Origin of the sequence: Micrococcus sp. TCR-5, assembly GCF_052220525.1 — a bacterium.
Taxonomy (GTDB): domain Bacteria; phylum Actinomycetota; class Actinomycetes; order Actinomycetales; family Micrococcaceae; genus Micrococcus; species Micrococcus luteus.
This window is the reverse complement of sequence record NZ_JBQPDO010000001.1, coordinates 249,427-264,862: the sequence shown is the minus strand read 5'-3', so window position 1 is coordinate 264,862 and position 15,436 is coordinate 249,427. Positions and strand designations below refer to the sequence as shown.

Sequence of the window (15,436 nt, the reverse complement as noted above, 5' to 3'; positions counted from 1 at the left end):
TGGCGTGGACGGGGGTGTCCCCGTCCGGGGGTGCGGTGCGGCTCAGGCGCCGTCGAAGGCCGGCAGCCGCTCGCCCACGCCGAGCAGCTCGGCGATCGCCGAGACCGTGCGCTCGGCCGCGCGGCCGTCGCCGTAGGGGTTCACCGCCTGGGACATCGCGGTGTACGCGGCCTCATCCGTCAGCAGGCGGGTGACCTCGGTGACCACGACCTCCTCGTCCGTGCCGATCAGACGCACGGTGCCGGCGGTCACGGCCTCGGGACGCTCGGTGTTCTCGCGCATCACGAGGACAGGCTTGCCCAACGACGGGGCCTCCTCCTGGACGCCGCCGGAGTCCGTCAGCACGACGGTGGCCACGGACAGCAGGTGGGTGAACTCGCCGTAGGCCAGGGGCTCGGTCACGAGCACGTTCTCGCGGCCCTCGACCTCCGGCAGGATCGCCTCGCGCACCACCGGGTTGCGATGCGCCGGCAGGACGAAGGTGACCTCCGGGTGGTCCGCGGCCAGGCGGGCCAGGGCGCGCCCGACGCCGCGCATCGCGTCGCCCTGGTTCTCGCGCCGGTGGGTGGTCACCAGGACGACGCGACGGTCGGACGCCTCCAGCTCGGCCAGACGCTCGTCCTCGAACGGCACCTGGTGGCCGACGGCCTCCAGCAGCGCGTCGATCACGGTGTTGCCCGTGACGTACACGTCCTCCGCGGCCACGGCCTCACGCAGCAGGTTGTCCCGGCTCACGGTGGTCGGGGGCAGGTGCAGCGCTGAGATCTGGCTGGTGATCTTGCGGTTGGCCTCCTCCGGGAACGGGGAGAGGATGTCGAAGCTGCGCAGGCCCGCCTCGGCGTGCACCACGGGGATGCCGCGGTTGAAGGCGGCGACGGCGCCCGCCGTCGAGGTCGTCGTGTCGCCCTGGACGACGACGGCGTCCGGCCGCTCCTGCTCGAGGACGGCGTCGAGCCCGTCGAGGGTGCGGGCGAACACGCCGTTGAGGGTCTGGCGGGGCTGGATGATGTTCAGGTCGTGGTCCGGGACGATGCCGAACAGCTCGTTGACCTGGTCCAGCATCTCGCGGTGCTGCCCCGTGACGGTCACCACGCACTCGAACCGCTCGTCGGCCTGCAGCGCCTTGACGATGGGGGCCACCTTGATGGCCTCCGGGCGGGTTCCGTAGATGGGCATGACCTTGGGCACAGTTGCTCCTCTTGACTGGACGACGGACCGCGGCCGCGGCTCGATCAGGCTCGACGCGGGCGCGAGCTGGCGCCAGTCTACTGACGGCGCCGCCGCACCGCCGGTTGCTAGAGTGACGACTCGCGGCGGGCCGCCCCGGCCCGCCTTCCCGCCTGCATGAAGAGAGGCCGCGACGGCATGTCAGACACCGGCGACCCCCGCGTCCCGAGCGGCACCGCGGTCCTGACCGTGGACGGAGCCAGCCTGCGCCGAGTGGGCGCCCGCCCGGGCCTGGCGCGCTACCTGGCCTCCCTCTGGGAGTACCGCTCGTTCATCCTGTTCGACTCCCGCTCCCGGATCGCCGGGGCGAACTCCGTCAACGCGCTCGGCCGCGTCTGGATGGCCCTCAACCCGATCCTCGACGGTGCGGCGTACTTCCTCGTGTTCGGGCTGCTGCTCGGCACGGGCCGCGGCGTGCCGAACTTCCTCGGCTACCTGATCATCGGCGTGTTCCTGTTCCGCTACACCTCGAGTGCGATCACGGCGGGGTCGCGGTCGATCTCGACCAACCTCTCCATCGTCCGCGCCTTCCGCTTCCCGCGGGCCACCCTGCCGATCGCGACGAACATCCGAGAGCTGATGCTCTTCGGCCCGACGCTGGTGGTGATGCTGCTGCTGGTCCTCGCCATCCCGCCGATGGAGCAGATCACGTGGCGCTGGCTGCTGCTGATCCCGCTGCTGGCGCTGCAGACGCTGTTCAACGTCGGCGCCTCCCTCCTGCTGGCCCGCTACGTGGCCCGCTGGTCCGACCTGTCCAACCTCATCGCGTTCGGCACCCGGATCTGGCTCTACATCTCCGCCGTGTTCTTCAGCGCCGACCGCTTCGCGAACATCCCGCCGCTGATGACCGCCATGCATCTGAACCCCCTGTACTGCGTCCTGGACATCGCGCGTCAGTCCCTGCTGTACGCCTCCGACGCCGACCCGATGCGGTGGATCGTCCTCGCAGCGTGGGCGGCGGCCCTGCTCCTGGTGGGGACCGTGGTGTTCTGGCGTGCCGAGGAGACCTACGGGGAGGAACGATGAGCGCGGAGCCGCTGACCCCCTCCGTCGTCGTCGACGAGGCGTCCATGACCTACCGCGTCCTCTCGGCCGAAGCGGTCCAGCCCCGCCGGGGCCTGCGGGGCCGGGTCCGCGCCGCCCGGGGCGTGCGCACCACGGAGGTCCAGGCGCTGCAGCCGCTGTCGTTCGTGGTGGGGCGCGGCGAGTCCGTGGGCGTGATCGGCACGAACGGGTCCGGCAAGTCCACCCTGATGAAGCTCATCACCGGCCAGATGCGCCCGACCACCGGCCACATCTACGCGACCTCCACGCCCGTGATGCTGGGCGTCAACGCCGCACTCGTCCGCCAGGTCTCCGGTGAGGACAACATCCGTCTGGGCTGCCTGGCGATGGGGATGTCCCGCGCGGAGGCGGAGGCCAAGCGGGACGCCGTCGTCGCCCTGTCCGGCCTCGACGACCACGCGCTCCAGCTGCCGCTCAAGGCCTACTCCTCGGGCATGGCCGCGCGCCTGCAGTTCGCGATCGCCACCTCGGTGGACCCGGACATCCTCGTGATCGACGAGGCGCTCAACACGGGTGACGCCCAGTTCCGGGAGCGCACGCGCCAGCGGCTCGACGAGCTGCGCGAGCAGGCCGGCTGCGTGTTCCTGGTCAGCCACTCCCTCAGCACCATCCAGGAGATGTGCCAGCGCGTGATCTGGATCGAGCGGGGCGTCCTGACGATGGACGGCAGCCCTCGCGCCGTGACGCGCGGCTACAACCTCTACGCCCGGGCCATGGCCCAGGGGCGGACCGAGGAGGCCCAGGAGATCCTCGAGCGCAAGCGGTCGGAGCTCGTGCGGGAGCGCATCGCGTGGACCGGTGGCGAGCGGCCCACCGGGATCACCGCGCTGTGAACATGGCCGGGGCGCGGGTGCGTCGCTGGGCGGGTCGGGCCCGCATCGTGGGCGAGCGCGCGGCCGCCACGGCCGGCGACGCCGGCGCCTCGGCCCTCCGTGCGGCGCGCGGCGCCCGGGGCGCGGCCACCCTCCCGGAGCGCACCTGGCGTGCGGCGGACGTGCACGTGCCGGACGCGGCGGCCGCGCTCCCGCTCCCGGCGGCGGCGGCGCTGCGCCGCGCCCTGACGGGTGGGCGCGTCCCCTCCCTCGACGCGTTCTCCCCCCTCGGCCCCCGGCCGGCCGATGCGCCGGCTGTCCTGCTCCTGCCGGTGGCCGGGCCGGCGGCAGGCGGGTGGTCCGTCGAGGCGGCCGCCGAGCTGGCCGCCCGGCGCTGCACGGACCTGGAGACGCCCCCCGGCACGCCCGGCCTGCACACGGTGCTGGTGACTGACCCTGCCTCCCGCGGGGCCCTGATCGCCGCCCTGCGCACCGCCGGAGCCCGCCTCCCCGGGGTGGTCCTCGTCGTGTGCCCGGACCCGGCGACGGCAGCCGGCCGGGCGCGGTTCCTGGCCGCGCTGGGGCTCGTCGACGCTGTCCTCGCCCCGGAGGGGACCCGGCTGGACCCCGTGCCCGCCAGCGTGGCCGCACGCGCGGGCCGCGCCGTGATCGGACCGGACCGGGCAGGCGAGACGTGGGAGCGCCTGGCCACCGCCGGCCGGGCGGCGCGCCTGGACTCGCTCACGCCCGCCGAGGCCGCCGGCCCGCCCGCCGCATCGGCACCCCGGGTGCGGGTGACCGCGGAGCCGCGCCGCGTCGTCGTCGCGGGCCACGACCTGAAGTTCGCGGGCGCGCTGATGGACCGGCTGCGGGCGGACGGGCACGAGGTGCGCGTGGACGCCTGGCGCGGCCACGCCCGCCACGACGTCGAGCGCAGCCGCGCCCTGGCCGCGTGGGCGGACGTGGTGCACTGCGAATGGAGCCTCGGCAATCTCGCCTGGTACTCCCGGCACCTGGACTCCCCGCGCCGCACCACGCGGTTGACCAGCAGGCTCCACCTGCAGGAGGCGGGCACGGCGTTCCCGTCCCGGGTGCGGCAGGACGCCCTGGACGCGTGGGTGTTCGTGGCCGAGCACGTGCGCGCCCAGGTGCTGCGGGACACCCGCTTCCCGGCCGCGCGGACCTCGGTGGTGCCGAACGCGGTGGCCGTGCCGCCCACGCTCTCGGACGGCGACGACGACCGGCGCTTCGTGCTCGGGCTGGTCGGCGTGCTGCCCGAGCGGAAGGGACTGCACCGCGCCCTCGACCTGCTGGCCACGCTACGCCGGGTCGAGCCCCGCCACACGCTCCGGATCCGCGGCCACCACCCGGCGGAGGTCGGCTGGATGGCGCAACGCCCCGCCGCGGCGGCCTACTACCGGGCGCAGCTGCGCCGCATCGAGACCGACCCGCTGCTCGCCGGAGCCGTGACCTGGGACCCCCACGGGCCGGACATGCCCGCGTGGTACGCCCGGGTGGGCGTCGCGCTCTCCGTCTCGGACTTCGAGTCGTTCCACTTCACGCTGCCCGACGGCGCCGCGCACGGCTGTCTGCCGGCCGCGCTCGCGTGGGCGGGCGCCGACCTGCTCTACCCCGCCGCGTGGCTGAGCCCGGACGTGGCCACCATGGCCGACGCCCTTCGCCGTGCCACTGCTGACGCGCGCGCCTGGCGGTCCGCCGTGACCCAGGCCCGGCAAGACGTGGCACACACCTATGCTGAGGAGGACGTCGTGCCTGCCCTGGTCCGCCGGATCCTGGGAGGCACCGCCACCTGACCCCGCCGAGGAGGAGCCCCATGGCCGTCGCCACGCCCGCCCCCCGCCGACCTCGGATGGCGATGCTGGTGGGGAACCAGGTCGTCGGAGACTCGCGCGTGGAGAAGGCCGCGGTCTCTGCGGTGCGCGCCGGCTACGAGGTCGTCGTGGTGGGCGTCTCGCACCGCACCACGTTCAACCTCGGCCGGTACGGGTCCGTGCCCATCCTGCGCGTGCCCGTGACGTTCCGGCGGCACCTGGCCTGGGAGACCCTGCACGGGACCGCCCGGCCGGACGTGACGGACTGGTCCGCCGTGCTGGACCCCGAGGAGGCTGCGGCGATGACCGCCTGGGACCTCGCCCACGAGGCCGGGGCGGGCCTGCCCCAGGCCGTGGTGCACGGGCTGTCGCCCCACGCCCTGCCCGACCGGGCCCGCGGCCGACTCGGCCGGGCCGCCCGTCGCCTGGACCGCCTCGGCCCGGCACGGGGCCGCCGGGGCCCGGCAGCAACGCGGGGCCGGCGCGCGCTGAAGAACTTCGCCGCCGGACGGACCGGCGCCTGGCGCGAAGTCTGGCCCCTGATCGCGGACTACGAGGACGGCTTCCTGCGTGCCCTGATCGACCTCGCGCCCGACCTCGTCCACGTGCACGACCGCCATCCCCTGCCCGCCGCGGCCGCCTACGACCGCTACCGCGCCGCGCGCGGCCTGCCGCCGGTGCCGTGGGTCTACGACGCCCACGAGTGGCTGCCCGGCCAGATGATGCCCGGGCCCGTGGACCAGCGCATCGCGTGGAAGGCGGCCGAGGCCGAGCTGATTCACGGGGCCGACGCCGTCGTCGCCGTCACGGACGAACTGGCCGAACGGATGCGCGAGTACCACGCCCTGCCGGAACGCCCCGTGACGGTGATCAACGGGCCGTGGGGCACGCAGCTCCCGATGGACCCGGCCGAGCGCCCGCCCCTGCGCACCGAGCTGGGCCTGTCCGACGACGTCCCGCTGCTCGTCTACCTCGGCAGGCTGGCCGCGGTCCGCGGCGTGGGCACGCTGGTGGACGCCCTGCCGCTGCTGCCCGGCGTCCACGTCGCGTTCGTGGGCTCCCCCGACCCCGACGCCCGGCAGGGCCTGCGCGACCGGGCGGCCCAGCTCGACGTCGCCGACCGGATGCACATCGTCGACTACGTGCCCTCGGCCTCTGTGACGTGGTACGTCTCCTCCGCCACCGCGGGCGTGAGCCCTCTGCTCCCCACCCCGGCCCACGAGAGCGCCGTCCCCACCAAGCTGCGTGAATGCCTGCTGGCGGGTCTGCCGCTGATCGTGTCCGACCTTCGCGAGCAGGCCCGTTTCGTCCGGGAGCAGGGGGTGGGGACCGTGTTCACCCCCGGGGACGCGGCGGACCTCGCCCGGGCGGTGCGCGACCTCCTGGCGCGACAAGCCGAGCTGACCGCCGCCGCACGCACCCCGAAGATCACCGCCCGTCACGGGTGGGAGGCCGCCGAGCGGGCGCTGCACGGCCTCTGGCGACGTCTCGTGCCCACGCCCGCCGCGCCGCCGCCCGTGGAGATCGCCCCGGACCCCGCGCGCGATCCCCAGCCCCGCGGGCTCCTGGTCGTGGGCGACCCGCCCACGGTCCGGCCCCTCGTGGACGCCTGGCCCGCCGACGCCGGCCCCGTGACGCTGCGGCCGCCACGGGAGGTCCCCGAGGGCCGCGGCCTCGCCGTGGGCGGCCCCGAGGCGGTCTGGGGCGTCCTGCAGGACTGGGTCACGGACGACCGTGCCCACGGCACGGTCCTCAGCGGGGGCGAGGGGCCGCTGTGGGGCCGGGCCGAGCAGTCCCCCGTCCATGAACTGCTCTCCCTCCGGGCTCGCGGACGCCAGGTCGCGCTCGTGGCCGGCGAGCGGAACCTCGCCGGCGTCGACCGGCGGCTGACGGCCGTCCCCGGTCACCCCTGGGGAGGGCTGGCCCCGGACGCGCGGGCGGCGGTGGACCGCCGCATCCGGCGTCAGGGCCGCCCGTTCCAGGCCGCCCTGGCCGCCGGAGTCCCCGTGCTCTCCCACCGGCGCGTGGAGGCGCTGCTGACGCCGGGCGTGCTGTGGCTGCCCGCACCGATCCCGACGCCGACGGACCGGGGACCCGGTCACGACGGCGCGTCTGCACCCCGCAGCGTGCTCGTCCTGCCCGGGGACCGCACCTCGGCCGAGTCGGCAGCGGTGGACGAGCTGGTCGCGGAACTCACCGCACGCGGGATCCCGGTCGAGGCCCCGTCGGGTCCCCGGTTCCGTCGTCGACCCGACGCGTTCCACGGCGACGTCGTCGTGGCTCCGCTGCACACGGGAGAACTGGAGGTCGCGGCCCTGCAGGCCCTGGCCGCGGGCAGCGCTGTGGTCGCCGGGCCGCCGGTGACTGCCGCGCCGGACGAGTGCGCCCCGCCGGCGATCGAAGCCGACGACGCCACGCTCCTCGCCACGGTGCTGGGCCTGCTGGAGGAGGCGCCGGCGGCCGCGCGGGAGCGCCGGGAGCGGGCCCGCGCGTACCATGCGCGGCTGCACGCGCCCGAAGCCGTGCTGGTGCGGATGCAGGCCCTGCTCAGCCCCGCGGAGACGACGGACGGGCCCGCCGGGGTGTGATCCGTCGCGGGCCCCTGCCGGGTCCCCGGATGGGCGCCCCCGGTGGGGCCGGGACTCAGTCCTCGGCCGATGCCCGGGCGGTGGCCACCCGGGCGGCCCAGGACTGCGTGCGCTGGGCGTCGGTCATGCCGGGCGCCCCGTCCCGCACGAGCGCGTCGATGCCGGCGCGGATCGCCTCCGAGGAGCGCGCGACACCGAGCCCCACGCGGTTGCGCTCGAGGAAGTCGGCGATCCCCATGTCCGCGAAGCAGAGCACGGGGTAGCCGCGCTCGATCAGGGACATGGTCTTGTAGGGGAAGCTGAACCGGACGTACTCGCCGCCCAGCAGCACCACGCCCACCACGGTCTTCGTCGCGGGGACGTACCACTCGAGCGGGACCGTGGTGATCCGCAGCCCGGGTCGGTCCGCCAGGCCGTGCTCGGCCAGCATGTCCTCCAACACGGAACGCTCCCCCGCGCGCACGACGAAGTCGAGTCGCACCTGCGGGTCGAGCGTCCCGACGGCGGTGAGATACTGGCCCAGACCGTAGATCCCGCCCACGCCTCCGGCGTACAGCAGGGTGACGCCCTCCTCGCCGATCGCCGGGGCGTCGGCGGGGACGGTGTTCGCCGGAGACACGGCCGGCGGCAGCGGCAGCCAGTCCACGGGCCCGCGGCCATGGCGGGCCAGCAGGGCGTCGAAGCCCGCCCCGGACTCCGCAGACGGAGCCGCCAGCCGATCCGCGGCCGCCGCCATCGCGTCGAACTCGGCGAGCCCACGCTCCTGGACGTCGCGCCGCGCGTCGGCGTCCTCGAGGTACCCGTCGATCTCGTCCAGCCAGTGCAGGTCACGAACGAACCAGACGCTCGTGCCGCCGCCGGCCGAGAAGCGGGCCATGACGTCCGCGAGGGCGGCGGTCACCCGGCCGACCGGGATCGGCGACGTCGAGTTCTCGCCGTAGAGGAGTCCGAGGGGACGGCCGGCGGCGAGAGCATCGTCCAGGACCCGGAGCCGCCGGTCGAACACGCCCGGGACGGAGGAGAGCCGCAGCGCCGCGGCGGGCTCGGAGAGGGCGTCGTTCATGTTGCGCACCCGCTGGGGACGGGCCCCGTCGGTGCGGTCCTCGAGCGGCGAGGTGGAGAAGAACACGTCCAACGGGCCGTCGTGCCGCAGCACCGCGAGGTCCTCGAACGTCCTGTCCACTAGACCGGTCATCGCCGTGCGGTAGGCGGCGAGCAGGTCGGTGGTGCCGGCGTCGACGGTGTCGACGGCGGAGTGAGGCTCGGGCCCCCCGCGCAGGGCCGCGGCGAGCTCCGTGACGAGGCGCAGCCCCCGCCCCGTCCGCACGCCCGGATGGCCCGCGGCCCACGCGCCCGAGCCGATGGTGTCCTCCACCACCAACCGTTCCGCGACGCCGGCGCCGACCAGGAGTTCGCCGACGGCCGTGTGGTCGCGCGACGAGCCCACGAGGACCACGTGCGTGGCGCCGCCGAGCCGGGTCGCCGCGACCGCGTCGAACGCGCGTCCCGCGACGAGGTCGCGGGTGCGGTAGAGGGCGGAGGCCGAGAGGCTGCGGAGCGAGGCGCCCGGCACCGTGTCCACCGCGGTCTGGAGCGCCTCCATCTGTGCCGCGAGGCGGTCGGCGTCGACGTGTTCGGGGTGGAGGACGACGACGCTCGGCGTCTCGAATTCTTCGGCCAGCGGAGGCAACAACTCGGGCGGCAGGGCTCGACGTGGATGGCGGAGGTGGGCGCTCCACGACCCCTTCGAGAGGGCCTTGTCGAACTCCCATTCGTCCTCGAGGAACAGCCGGTCCACGGCCCTCGTGACGGCTGCGAAATCCTCTTCCGAGTGCCGGCGGACCGCCGAGAAGTCCAGGTCGCCCCGCCAGAGCAGGGGGACGAACTCGGCTTCGAGGTATCGTCCTGCAAACCCGCACGCCCGCAGGCCGGACGCGAGGATCAGGTCATATGCACCGCGCTCAAGGACCTGACGCATCACCCGCGCGACCTGGTTGCTGGAGTCCCGCAGGGGCCACTGGGCGATCCAGCGGAACAGGGGCACGGGCCTCCCGGAGCCGGTGAATCGGAGCCAGGAGGGCCCTTGAACGTCGATGACGTCCATGGTGGACCCGTTCCGCCGTGCGTCATCGACGAGCCGCGCTTCGGCAACCCCGAAACCGGCCGTGATCATCAGATACCTCATGACGAAGCCTCGCTCCCCCCGGACTCGGGCAGGAGTCCCATCAGCGCCATTTCACGCATCACGGTGTGCGTGGGTGACGTGGAGGCTGCGACCCTCTGTGCGCCCGCACGTGCCAGGCGGAGGAAGAGTTCGGGCGACTCGAACACCCGGATCATCCCGGCCACCAGGCCTTCAACGTCCTCCGGACGAGCTACAACGGCGCAACTGGAGTCGACGAATTCGGGGACAGCACACGCCGCGTTGGTCACGGCGACCAGGCCAGACGACATCGCTTCATCTCGGGACACGCCCTGCGAGTCCCATCGTGTGGGCACGAGGAACATGCCGTATTCCCGGTGAAGTCGAGCAATCTCTGCTTGAGAGGCAAAGCGTCGCTCAACAACCACGTTCTCATCGTCGGCGAAGGTCTCCTCGAATGCACCGAAGTACTTCCCGTCGCCGATGATCCGGATGTCCAGCTGCGGCCACCATTCGGTCTCCCTCAAGCGCACCAATGCTGCGACGGCGAGATCCGAGGCGTAGTTCAGGTTCGCAGCAGACCGGACCCACAGCAACCGGAATCGCTGTGCGGGGTCTTTCTCATGGAAGCGGAAGAGCTCGGTGTCGATGACATTGTGCACCACCGCAACTCGCTGCTCTGGGAATACCATTTCCAGGTCATCCTGGGCTCCCTGACGCCACCAGCGGGAGACGAACACGAACTTCTCGGGTCCCGCCGGGTCATTCAGAACCTCGCGCCAGAATCGCTGTCGAGTGAGGCTGTCCTTAATGCCATTCACCAACGGCTCAGGTGACCGGTAGTTCCGAATTGTTCGGATCCATCGACGTGATTCGAAGCCATGCATGAAGGAGAAGAGTCTGTGCCCTCGCATCGCCTCACGCACTTGACGCCAGATATACGGCTGAAGAAAGTGTGTCGAGACCGATGTGTACGCGGTTGTCTCGAGGAGACGACGGGCCTCGGCGCCCCTGCCCACGAGAACCGGCACGCCGTCATACACATACGAGCTGGGTTCCTCCGACGCGTTGACCACTGCCACATGCACTCGGACACCGGCCTCGATGTAGTACTTGACCCGGCGGTGAACGAATCCGTTCCCATACTCCGCCCCCACCTTCGGGTATTGATTCAGAATGACGAGGTGGCTCACATCACCTTCGGCCACTGAGGAATCCTCGACGAGATCCAAGTACTCGGCGATGCGGTCTTCGGTGTTGCTCGCGTCCTCTTCCTCATACCCCGTCGGTTCAAGGGGCGGGAGCGGCTCGGCGTAGAGAGCCTGCTTGAGGTGGGCGAGCTCCAGCTGAAGGAAGGTGGCGATCTCACGTTCGGAGTATGTCGATCCCGCGTCTGACCAATGCAGGTATCCACCGTAGCCTCCCGGAGGTCGACGACGCGGTGTCGCCTTCTGAGGCGGCGACTCGTCGCCATCACGTCGGCGGGACCGGGTCTGCCCAGCTATCCGACGCATGCTGTCCTTCCCCGGCGTCCACTCGGGCAGCGCCGTGAACCCGTCACGGAGCAACCGACGGCCAGGCCCCGGCAGTCCTTCGGCACGCCGGATGAGAGAGCGGACGGCGTGTCCACGTGCCTGGCGCCACCACCGGCTTCCGCTCGGGGGCATCACAGGGCCACCCTCTCGCCCGTGCGGGCCGACGCGATCATCGCCTCGGCCACGCGCAGCGTGTCGAGCCCCTCCGCCATGGACACGTGCTCCTGCCGGACGCCGAGGATCGCGTCGCGGAACGCCTCGTGCTCGGTGTGCAGCGGCTCGGGCTTCTCGATCGCCAGCCGGGTGACGTCCCCCTCGGAGACGCCACGGAACGCGGACACCGCGTCCCAGCGGGTGCGGACCGATCCGTTGGCCTGGAAGGTCAGGTCCGCGTGCACGGTGTCCGCCACGAACGCGCCGAGCTCACCGGTGACGACCGTCTGGCGGATCTTCACCGGCGAGAGCCAGTTCACCACGTGGCTCGTGATGACCCCGCACTCGAGGCGGCCGCTGGCGACCACCATGTCCTCGTGCTCACGGCCGGAGTTGGTCATGGTCTCCGCGGCCACGCGCGTGAACGGGCTGTCCGCCAGCCACGCGGTCAGGTCGATGTCGTGCGTGCCGAGGTCCTTGACGACCCCGACGTCGGCGATGCGGGCGGGGAAGCCGCCCTGGCGAACGGTCGTGATCTGCAGGACCCGGCCCAGCTCGCCGGCCTGGATCCGGCGGCGCATCTCCTGGAGGGCGGGGTTGAAGCGCTCGATGTGGCCCACCGCGCCGACGAGGCCGGCCTCGTCGAAGGCGCGGACCAGGCGGGTGCCGGCCTCGGTGCTGTGCGCGATGGGCTTCTCGACCATCACGTGCACCCCGGCCTCGGCCAGGGCCATGCCGACCTCCTCGTGCAGGCCGGTCGGGACCGCGCACATGACGGCGTCCACGCCGTGGTCGATGAGCCCCTGGACCGAGTCGTAGAGGGGCAGGTCCCTCGCCACGCCGTGCGGGTCACCCATGGCGTCGGCCACGGCGACCAGCTCGGTGCCCTCGATGGAGCGCATCACACGGGCGTGGTGGCGTCCCATCATGCCCAGGCCGATCAGTCCGGTGCGCAGCACGCTCATGCGGCGGCCTCCGCCACCACGGTGTTGACGGCCTCGACGACGCGCGTGACGTCCGCGTCCGTGAGGGACGGGTGGACCGGGATGGAGAAGACGGTGGACGCGGCCACGCGGGTGTTCGGCAGGTCCGCCTCGACGCTGAAGGAGGGCAGCTCATTGGTGGGCACCGGGTAGTAGACACCCGTGCCGACCCCGAACTCGTCCTTCAGGCGGGCGAGCACGTCCGCCCGCTTCCCGGCCAGCTCCTCGGGCAGGCGGACCGTGTACTGGTGGTACACGTGCTCGGCGCCCTCGAGCACCGTCGGCACGGTGACCCCGCGCAGCTCGGCGTCGAAGCGGGCGGCGATCTCCTGCCGGCGCCGGGTCCACGCGCCGACCTTGGTCAGCTGCACCCGGCCGATGGCCGCGTGGATGTCCGTCATGCGGTTGTTGAAGCCCACGAGCTCATTGCGGTACTGGACCTCCATGCCCTGGTTGCGCAGCAGACGCAGGCGACGGGCGACGTCCTCCTCCGCCACGGAGACCATGCCGCCCTCACCCGAGGTCATGTTCTTGGTCGGGTAGAGGCTGAACATGCCCCACGCCCCGAAGGTGCCCACGGGGCGTCCCCTCCAGCGGGCGCCGTGCGCCTGCGCCGCATCCTCGAACAGCTGGAGGCCGTGCTCGCGGCAGATCGCCTCGAGCTCGTCCATGCGGGCCGGGTGGCCGTACAGGTGCACCGGCATGACGGCGGCGGTCCGCTCCGTCACCTTGGCGCGCACGTCCGCCGGGTCGAGGGTGTACGTCTGCAGGTCCACGTCCGCGAACACCGGGGTCGCGCCCGTGAGGGCGACGGCGTTGCCGGTCGCCGCGAAGGTGAAGGCGGGCACGATGACCTCGTCGCCGGGGCCGATGCCCGCGGCCAGCAGGCCCAGGTGCAGGCCGGAGGTGCCGGAGTTGACGGCCACGCAGGCCCGGCCGTCCACCATCGCGGCACCGAACTCCTCCTCGAAGGCCGCGACCTCGGGGCCCTGCGCCACCATGCCGGAGCGCAGGACGCGGTCCACCGCCTCGCGCTCCTCGTCACCGATGAGCGGCTTCGCCGCCGGGATGAACTCAGCCATGGTTCTCCTCCTCCTGCGCGGGTCCGGCCGGGCGCAGCGCCCCGTCCCGCTCGATGAACGTCTCCCCGGTGTCCGGGCACACCCAGACGCCGTCCTTCTCCTCCAGCCGGCGGCCTGTCCGGCCGACCCAGCCGATGCGCTTCGCGGGCACCCCGGCCACGAGGCCGAAGTCCGGCACGTCGCGGGTGACCACCGAGCCGGCCGCCACCAGGGCCCACGCGCCGATGCGCACCGGCGCGACGCACACCGACCGCGCGCCGATCGCGGCGCCGTCGCCGATGTCCACGCCCACGGCGTCCCAGTCGTCCCCGGACTTCTGGGACAGGTCCGGGTTGACCGCGCGGGGGTAGGTGTCGTTGGTCAGGACGACGCCGGGTCCGATGAACACGCCGCGGCCCAGACGGGCCGGCTCGTAGACGAGGGCGAGGTTCTGGACCTTGCAGTCGTCGCCGAGCTCCACCCCGGTGCCGATGTAGGCCGCGCGACCGACGATGCAGCGCTCGCCGAGGCGGGCCTGCTCACGGACCTGCGCGAGGTGCCAGACCTTGGTCCCGGCGCCGAGGATGGCGTCCTCGGCCACGTCGGCCGAAGCGGCGGTGAAGACGTTCCCGCTCATCGGGCGGCCTCGGCGTCCTGCGGCAGGCCGATGACCCGACGGGTCACGCCCGCCCAGGCGTCGGCGTCGGTGACGTTGCGGCCGTCCACGAAGGTGCGCACGCCCGGCAGGTCGGCCGGGATGAGGGCGCGGTACTCGGCGTGGTCCGTCTGCAGGATCGCGGCGTCGACCTCGGCGCCTGCGGAGTGCGGGGTGAAGCCCAGCGCGGTGAGCTCCTCGTCCGTGTACATCGGGTCGTCCACGGTGACCTCGGCGCCGCGGGTGCGCAGGGCGCCCACGGTGGCGAACACACCGGAGAACGCGGTCTCCTTCACGCCGCCGCGGTAGGCGGCACCCAGCACGACGACGCGCTGACCGGCGAGGTCGCCGTGCGCCTGGGCGAGCAGGTCCACGGCGAAGTCCGGCATCGAGGCGTTCACGGCGCGCGCGGTGCGGACGATGTCCGCGGCCGGGTCGTTCCACAGGTACAGGCGCGGGTAGACCGGGATGCAGTGGCCGCCCACGGCGATGCCCGGACGGTGGATGTGGCTGTACGGCTGCGAGTTGGAAGCCTCGATCACCCGGTAGATGTCGATGCCGTTCGAGCCGGCGTAGCGGGCGAACTCGTTCGCCAGGCCGATGTTGACGTCGCGGTAGGTGGTCTCCGCGAGCTTGGCCATCTCGGAGGCCTCCGCGGAGCCGAGGTCCCACACGCCGTTGGGACGGGACAGGTCAGGACGCTCGTCGAAGTCCAGCACGGCCTCGTAGAACTCGCGGGCGCGCTCGGCGCCGGCCGGGGTCAGGCCGCCGATCAGCTTGGGGTAGCGGCGCAGATCCTCGAACACGCGGCCGGTGAGCACGCGCTCCGGCGAGAACACGAGGTGGAAGTCCTCCCCCTCGGTCAGGCCCGAGCCCTCCTCCAGCATCGGCTTCCACCGGGTGCGGGTGGTGCCCACGGGCAGCGTGGTCTCGTAGGAGACGAGGGTGCCCGGGGTCAGGTGCTTCGCCAGCTCGGTGGTGGCGCCGTCCATCCAGCCGAAGTCGGGGCGGGCCTCGTCGTCCACGAAGAGCGGCACGACGAGCACGACGGCGTCGGCCCCCGGGACGGCGTCGCCGTAGTCGGTGGTGGCGCGCAGGCGGCCGTCGGCCACCGTGGAGGAGAGCTTCTCCTGCAGGTGGGCCTCGCCCGGGAAGGGCTCGGTTCCCGCGTTGACGAGGTCCACGACGGTGGCGTTGACGTCCACGCCGACCACCTCGTGTCCCTTGCTCGCGAACTGCACGGCCAGCGGCAGGCCGATCTTGCCCAGGGCGACGACGGCGATCTTCATGCGGGTCCAGTCTTCCTTCCGTGCACGGGCCCCACGCGGCGAGCGTCGGGCGGGCGCCGAGGAGGCCTCCGGAACACGAGGGTGCGGGAGGCC

Annotated in this window: 11 protein-coding genes; 4 read left to right on the top strand and 7 right to left on the bottom strand. The window is 73.0% G+C overall.

Annotated elements, in window-relative coordinates; translation table 11 throughout:
• Positions 1 to 42: 42 nt before the first annotated feature.
• The gene (gene wecB, locus ACTSKS_RS01215; protein WP_409480642.1) at positions 43 to 1,188 is read right to left on the bottom strand and encodes a non-hydrolyzing UDP-N-acetylglucosamine 2-epimerase; all 1,146 of its coding nucleotides are present in this window, start codon (positions 1,186 to 1,188) and stop codon (positions 43 to 45) included.
• Positions 1,189 to 1,365: 177 nt separating this feature from the next.
• Here wecB and ACTSKS_RS01210 point away from each other — a divergent pair, with 177 nt between their 5' ends.
• Genes ACTSKS_RS01210 through ACTSKS_RS01195 form a run of 4 tightly spaced genes read left to right on the top strand, consistent with a single transcriptional unit; the run spans position 1,366 to position 7,524 of the window.
• Positions 1,366 to 2,253, top strand: coding sequence for an ABC transporter permease (locus ACTSKS_RS01210; RefSeq protein ID WP_442927214.1), 888 nt, complete (start codon positions 1,366 to 1,368; stop codon positions 2,251 to 2,253).
• Positions 2,250 to 3,125, top strand: a complete 876-nt coding sequence (locus ACTSKS_RS01205) for an ABC transporter ATP-binding protein (protein WP_002856367.1) — start codon at positions 2,250 to 2,252, stop codon at positions 3,123 to 3,125. The genes ACTSKS_RS01210 and ACTSKS_RS01205 overlap by 4 nt, the downstream gene beginning before the upstream one ends.
• Before the next feature lie 2 nt (positions 3,126 to 3,127).
• On the top strand, positions 3,128 to 4,918 hold the full coding sequence (locus ACTSKS_RS01200; RefSeq protein ID WP_442927213.1) for a hypothetical protein: 1,791 nt from the start codon (positions 3,128 to 3,130) through the stop codon (positions 4,916 to 4,918).
• A gap of 20 nt (positions 4,919 to 4,938) precedes the next feature.
• A complete protein-coding gene (locus ACTSKS_RS01195) occupies positions 4,939 to 7,524 on the top strand; it encodes a glycosyltransferase family 4 protein (RefSeq protein ID WP_144819480.1) in 2,586 nt (861 codons plus the stop codon).
• A 55-nt stretch (positions 7,525 to 7,579) separates the two neighbouring features.
• Here ACTSKS_RS01195 and ACTSKS_RS01190 read toward each other — a convergent pair whose 3' ends face one another.
• The 6 genes from ACTSKS_RS01190 to ACTSKS_RS01165 form a co-directional block, all read right to left on the bottom strand.
• The gene (locus tag ACTSKS_RS01190) at positions 7,580 to 9,628 is read right to left on the bottom strand and encodes a hypothetical protein (protein WP_260446663.1); all 2,049 of its coding nucleotides are present in this window, start codon (positions 9,626 to 9,628) and stop codon (positions 7,580 to 7,582) included.
• A gap of 77 nt (positions 9,629 to 9,705) precedes the next feature.
• Positions 9,706 to 11,334 carry a glycosyltransferase family 4 protein gene (locus tag ACTSKS_RS01185; protein ID WP_442927227.1) on the bottom strand — a complete coding sequence of 543 codons (1,629 nt, stop codon included), beginning with the start codon at positions 11,332 to 11,334 and terminating at the stop codon, positions 9,706 to 9,708.
• Positions 11,334 to 12,320, bottom strand: coding sequence for a Gfo/Idh/MocA family protein (locus ACTSKS_RS01180; protein WP_144824296.1), 987 nt, complete (start codon positions 12,318 to 12,320; stop codon positions 11,334 to 11,336). Before ACTSKS_RS01180 ends, ACTSKS_RS01185 begins: the two co-directional genes overlap by 1 nt.
• Positions 12,317 to 13,420, bottom strand: a complete 1,104-nt coding sequence (locus ACTSKS_RS01175) for a DegT/DnrJ/EryC1/StrS family aminotransferase (RefSeq protein WP_144819476.1) — start codon at positions 13,418 to 13,420, stop codon at positions 12,317 to 12,319. Before ACTSKS_RS01175 ends, ACTSKS_RS01180 begins: the two co-directional genes overlap by 4 nt.
• Positions 13,413 to 14,036: an acyltransferase gene (locus ACTSKS_RS01170; RefSeq protein WP_144819475.1), complete on the bottom strand. Its 624-nt coding sequence runs from the start codon at positions 14,034 to 14,036 to the stop codon at positions 13,413 to 13,415. The genes ACTSKS_RS01175 and ACTSKS_RS01170 overlap by 8 nt, the downstream gene beginning before the upstream one ends.
• Complete coding sequence (locus tag ACTSKS_RS01165) at positions 14,033 to 15,343, bottom strand: nucleotide sugar dehydrogenase (protein WP_144819474.1); 1,311 nt, start codon at positions 15,341 to 15,343, stop codon at positions 14,033 to 14,035. The genes ACTSKS_RS01170 and ACTSKS_RS01165 overlap by 4 nt, the downstream gene beginning before the upstream one ends.
• Between the last annotated feature and the right edge of the window lie 93 nt (positions 15,344 to 15,436).

Bases quoted from the DNA above. Each gene is read 5' to 3' on its own strand.
- ACTSKS_RS01180 (WP_144824296.1), bottom strand. From the start codon at position 12,320: ATGAGCGTGCTGCGCACCGGACTGATCGGCCTGGGCATGATGGGACGC.
- ACTSKS_RS01195 (WP_144819480.1), top strand. From the start codon at position 4,939: ATGGCCGTCGCCACGCCCGCCCCCCGCCGACCTCGGATGGCGATGCTG.
- ACTSKS_RS01200 (WP_442927213.1), top strand. From the start codon at position 3,128: ATGGCCGGGGCGCGGGTGCGTCGCTGGGCGGGTCGGGCCCGCATCGTG.
- ACTSKS_RS01205 (WP_002856367.1), top strand. From the start codon at position 2,250: ATGAGCGCGGAGCCGCTGACCCCCTCCGTCGTCGTCGACGAGGCGTCC.
- ACTSKS_RS01165 (WP_144819474.1), bottom strand. From the start codon at position 15,343: ATGAAGATCGCCGTCGTCGCCCTGGGCAAGATCGGCCTGCCGCTGGCC.
- ACTSKS_RS01210 (WP_442927214.1), top strand. From the start codon at position 1,366: ATGTCAGACACCGGCGACCCCCGCGTCCCGAGCGGCACCGCGGTCCTG.
- ACTSKS_RS01170 (WP_144819475.1), bottom strand. From the start codon at position 14,036: ATGAGCGGGAACGTCTTCACCGCCGCTTCGGCCGACGTGGCCGAGGAC.
- ACTSKS_RS01185 (WP_442927227.1), bottom strand. From the start codon at position 11,334: ATGCCCCCGAGCGGAAGCCGGTGGTGGCGCCAGGCACGTGGACACGCC.
- ACTSKS_RS01190 (WP_260446663.1), bottom strand. From the start codon at position 9,628: ATGGACGTCATCGACGTTCAAGGGCCCTCCTGGCTCCGATTCACCGGC.
- ACTSKS_RS01175 (WP_144819476.1), bottom strand. From the start codon at position 13,420: ATGGCTGAGTTCATCCCGGCGGCGAAGCCGCTCATCGGTGACGAGGAG.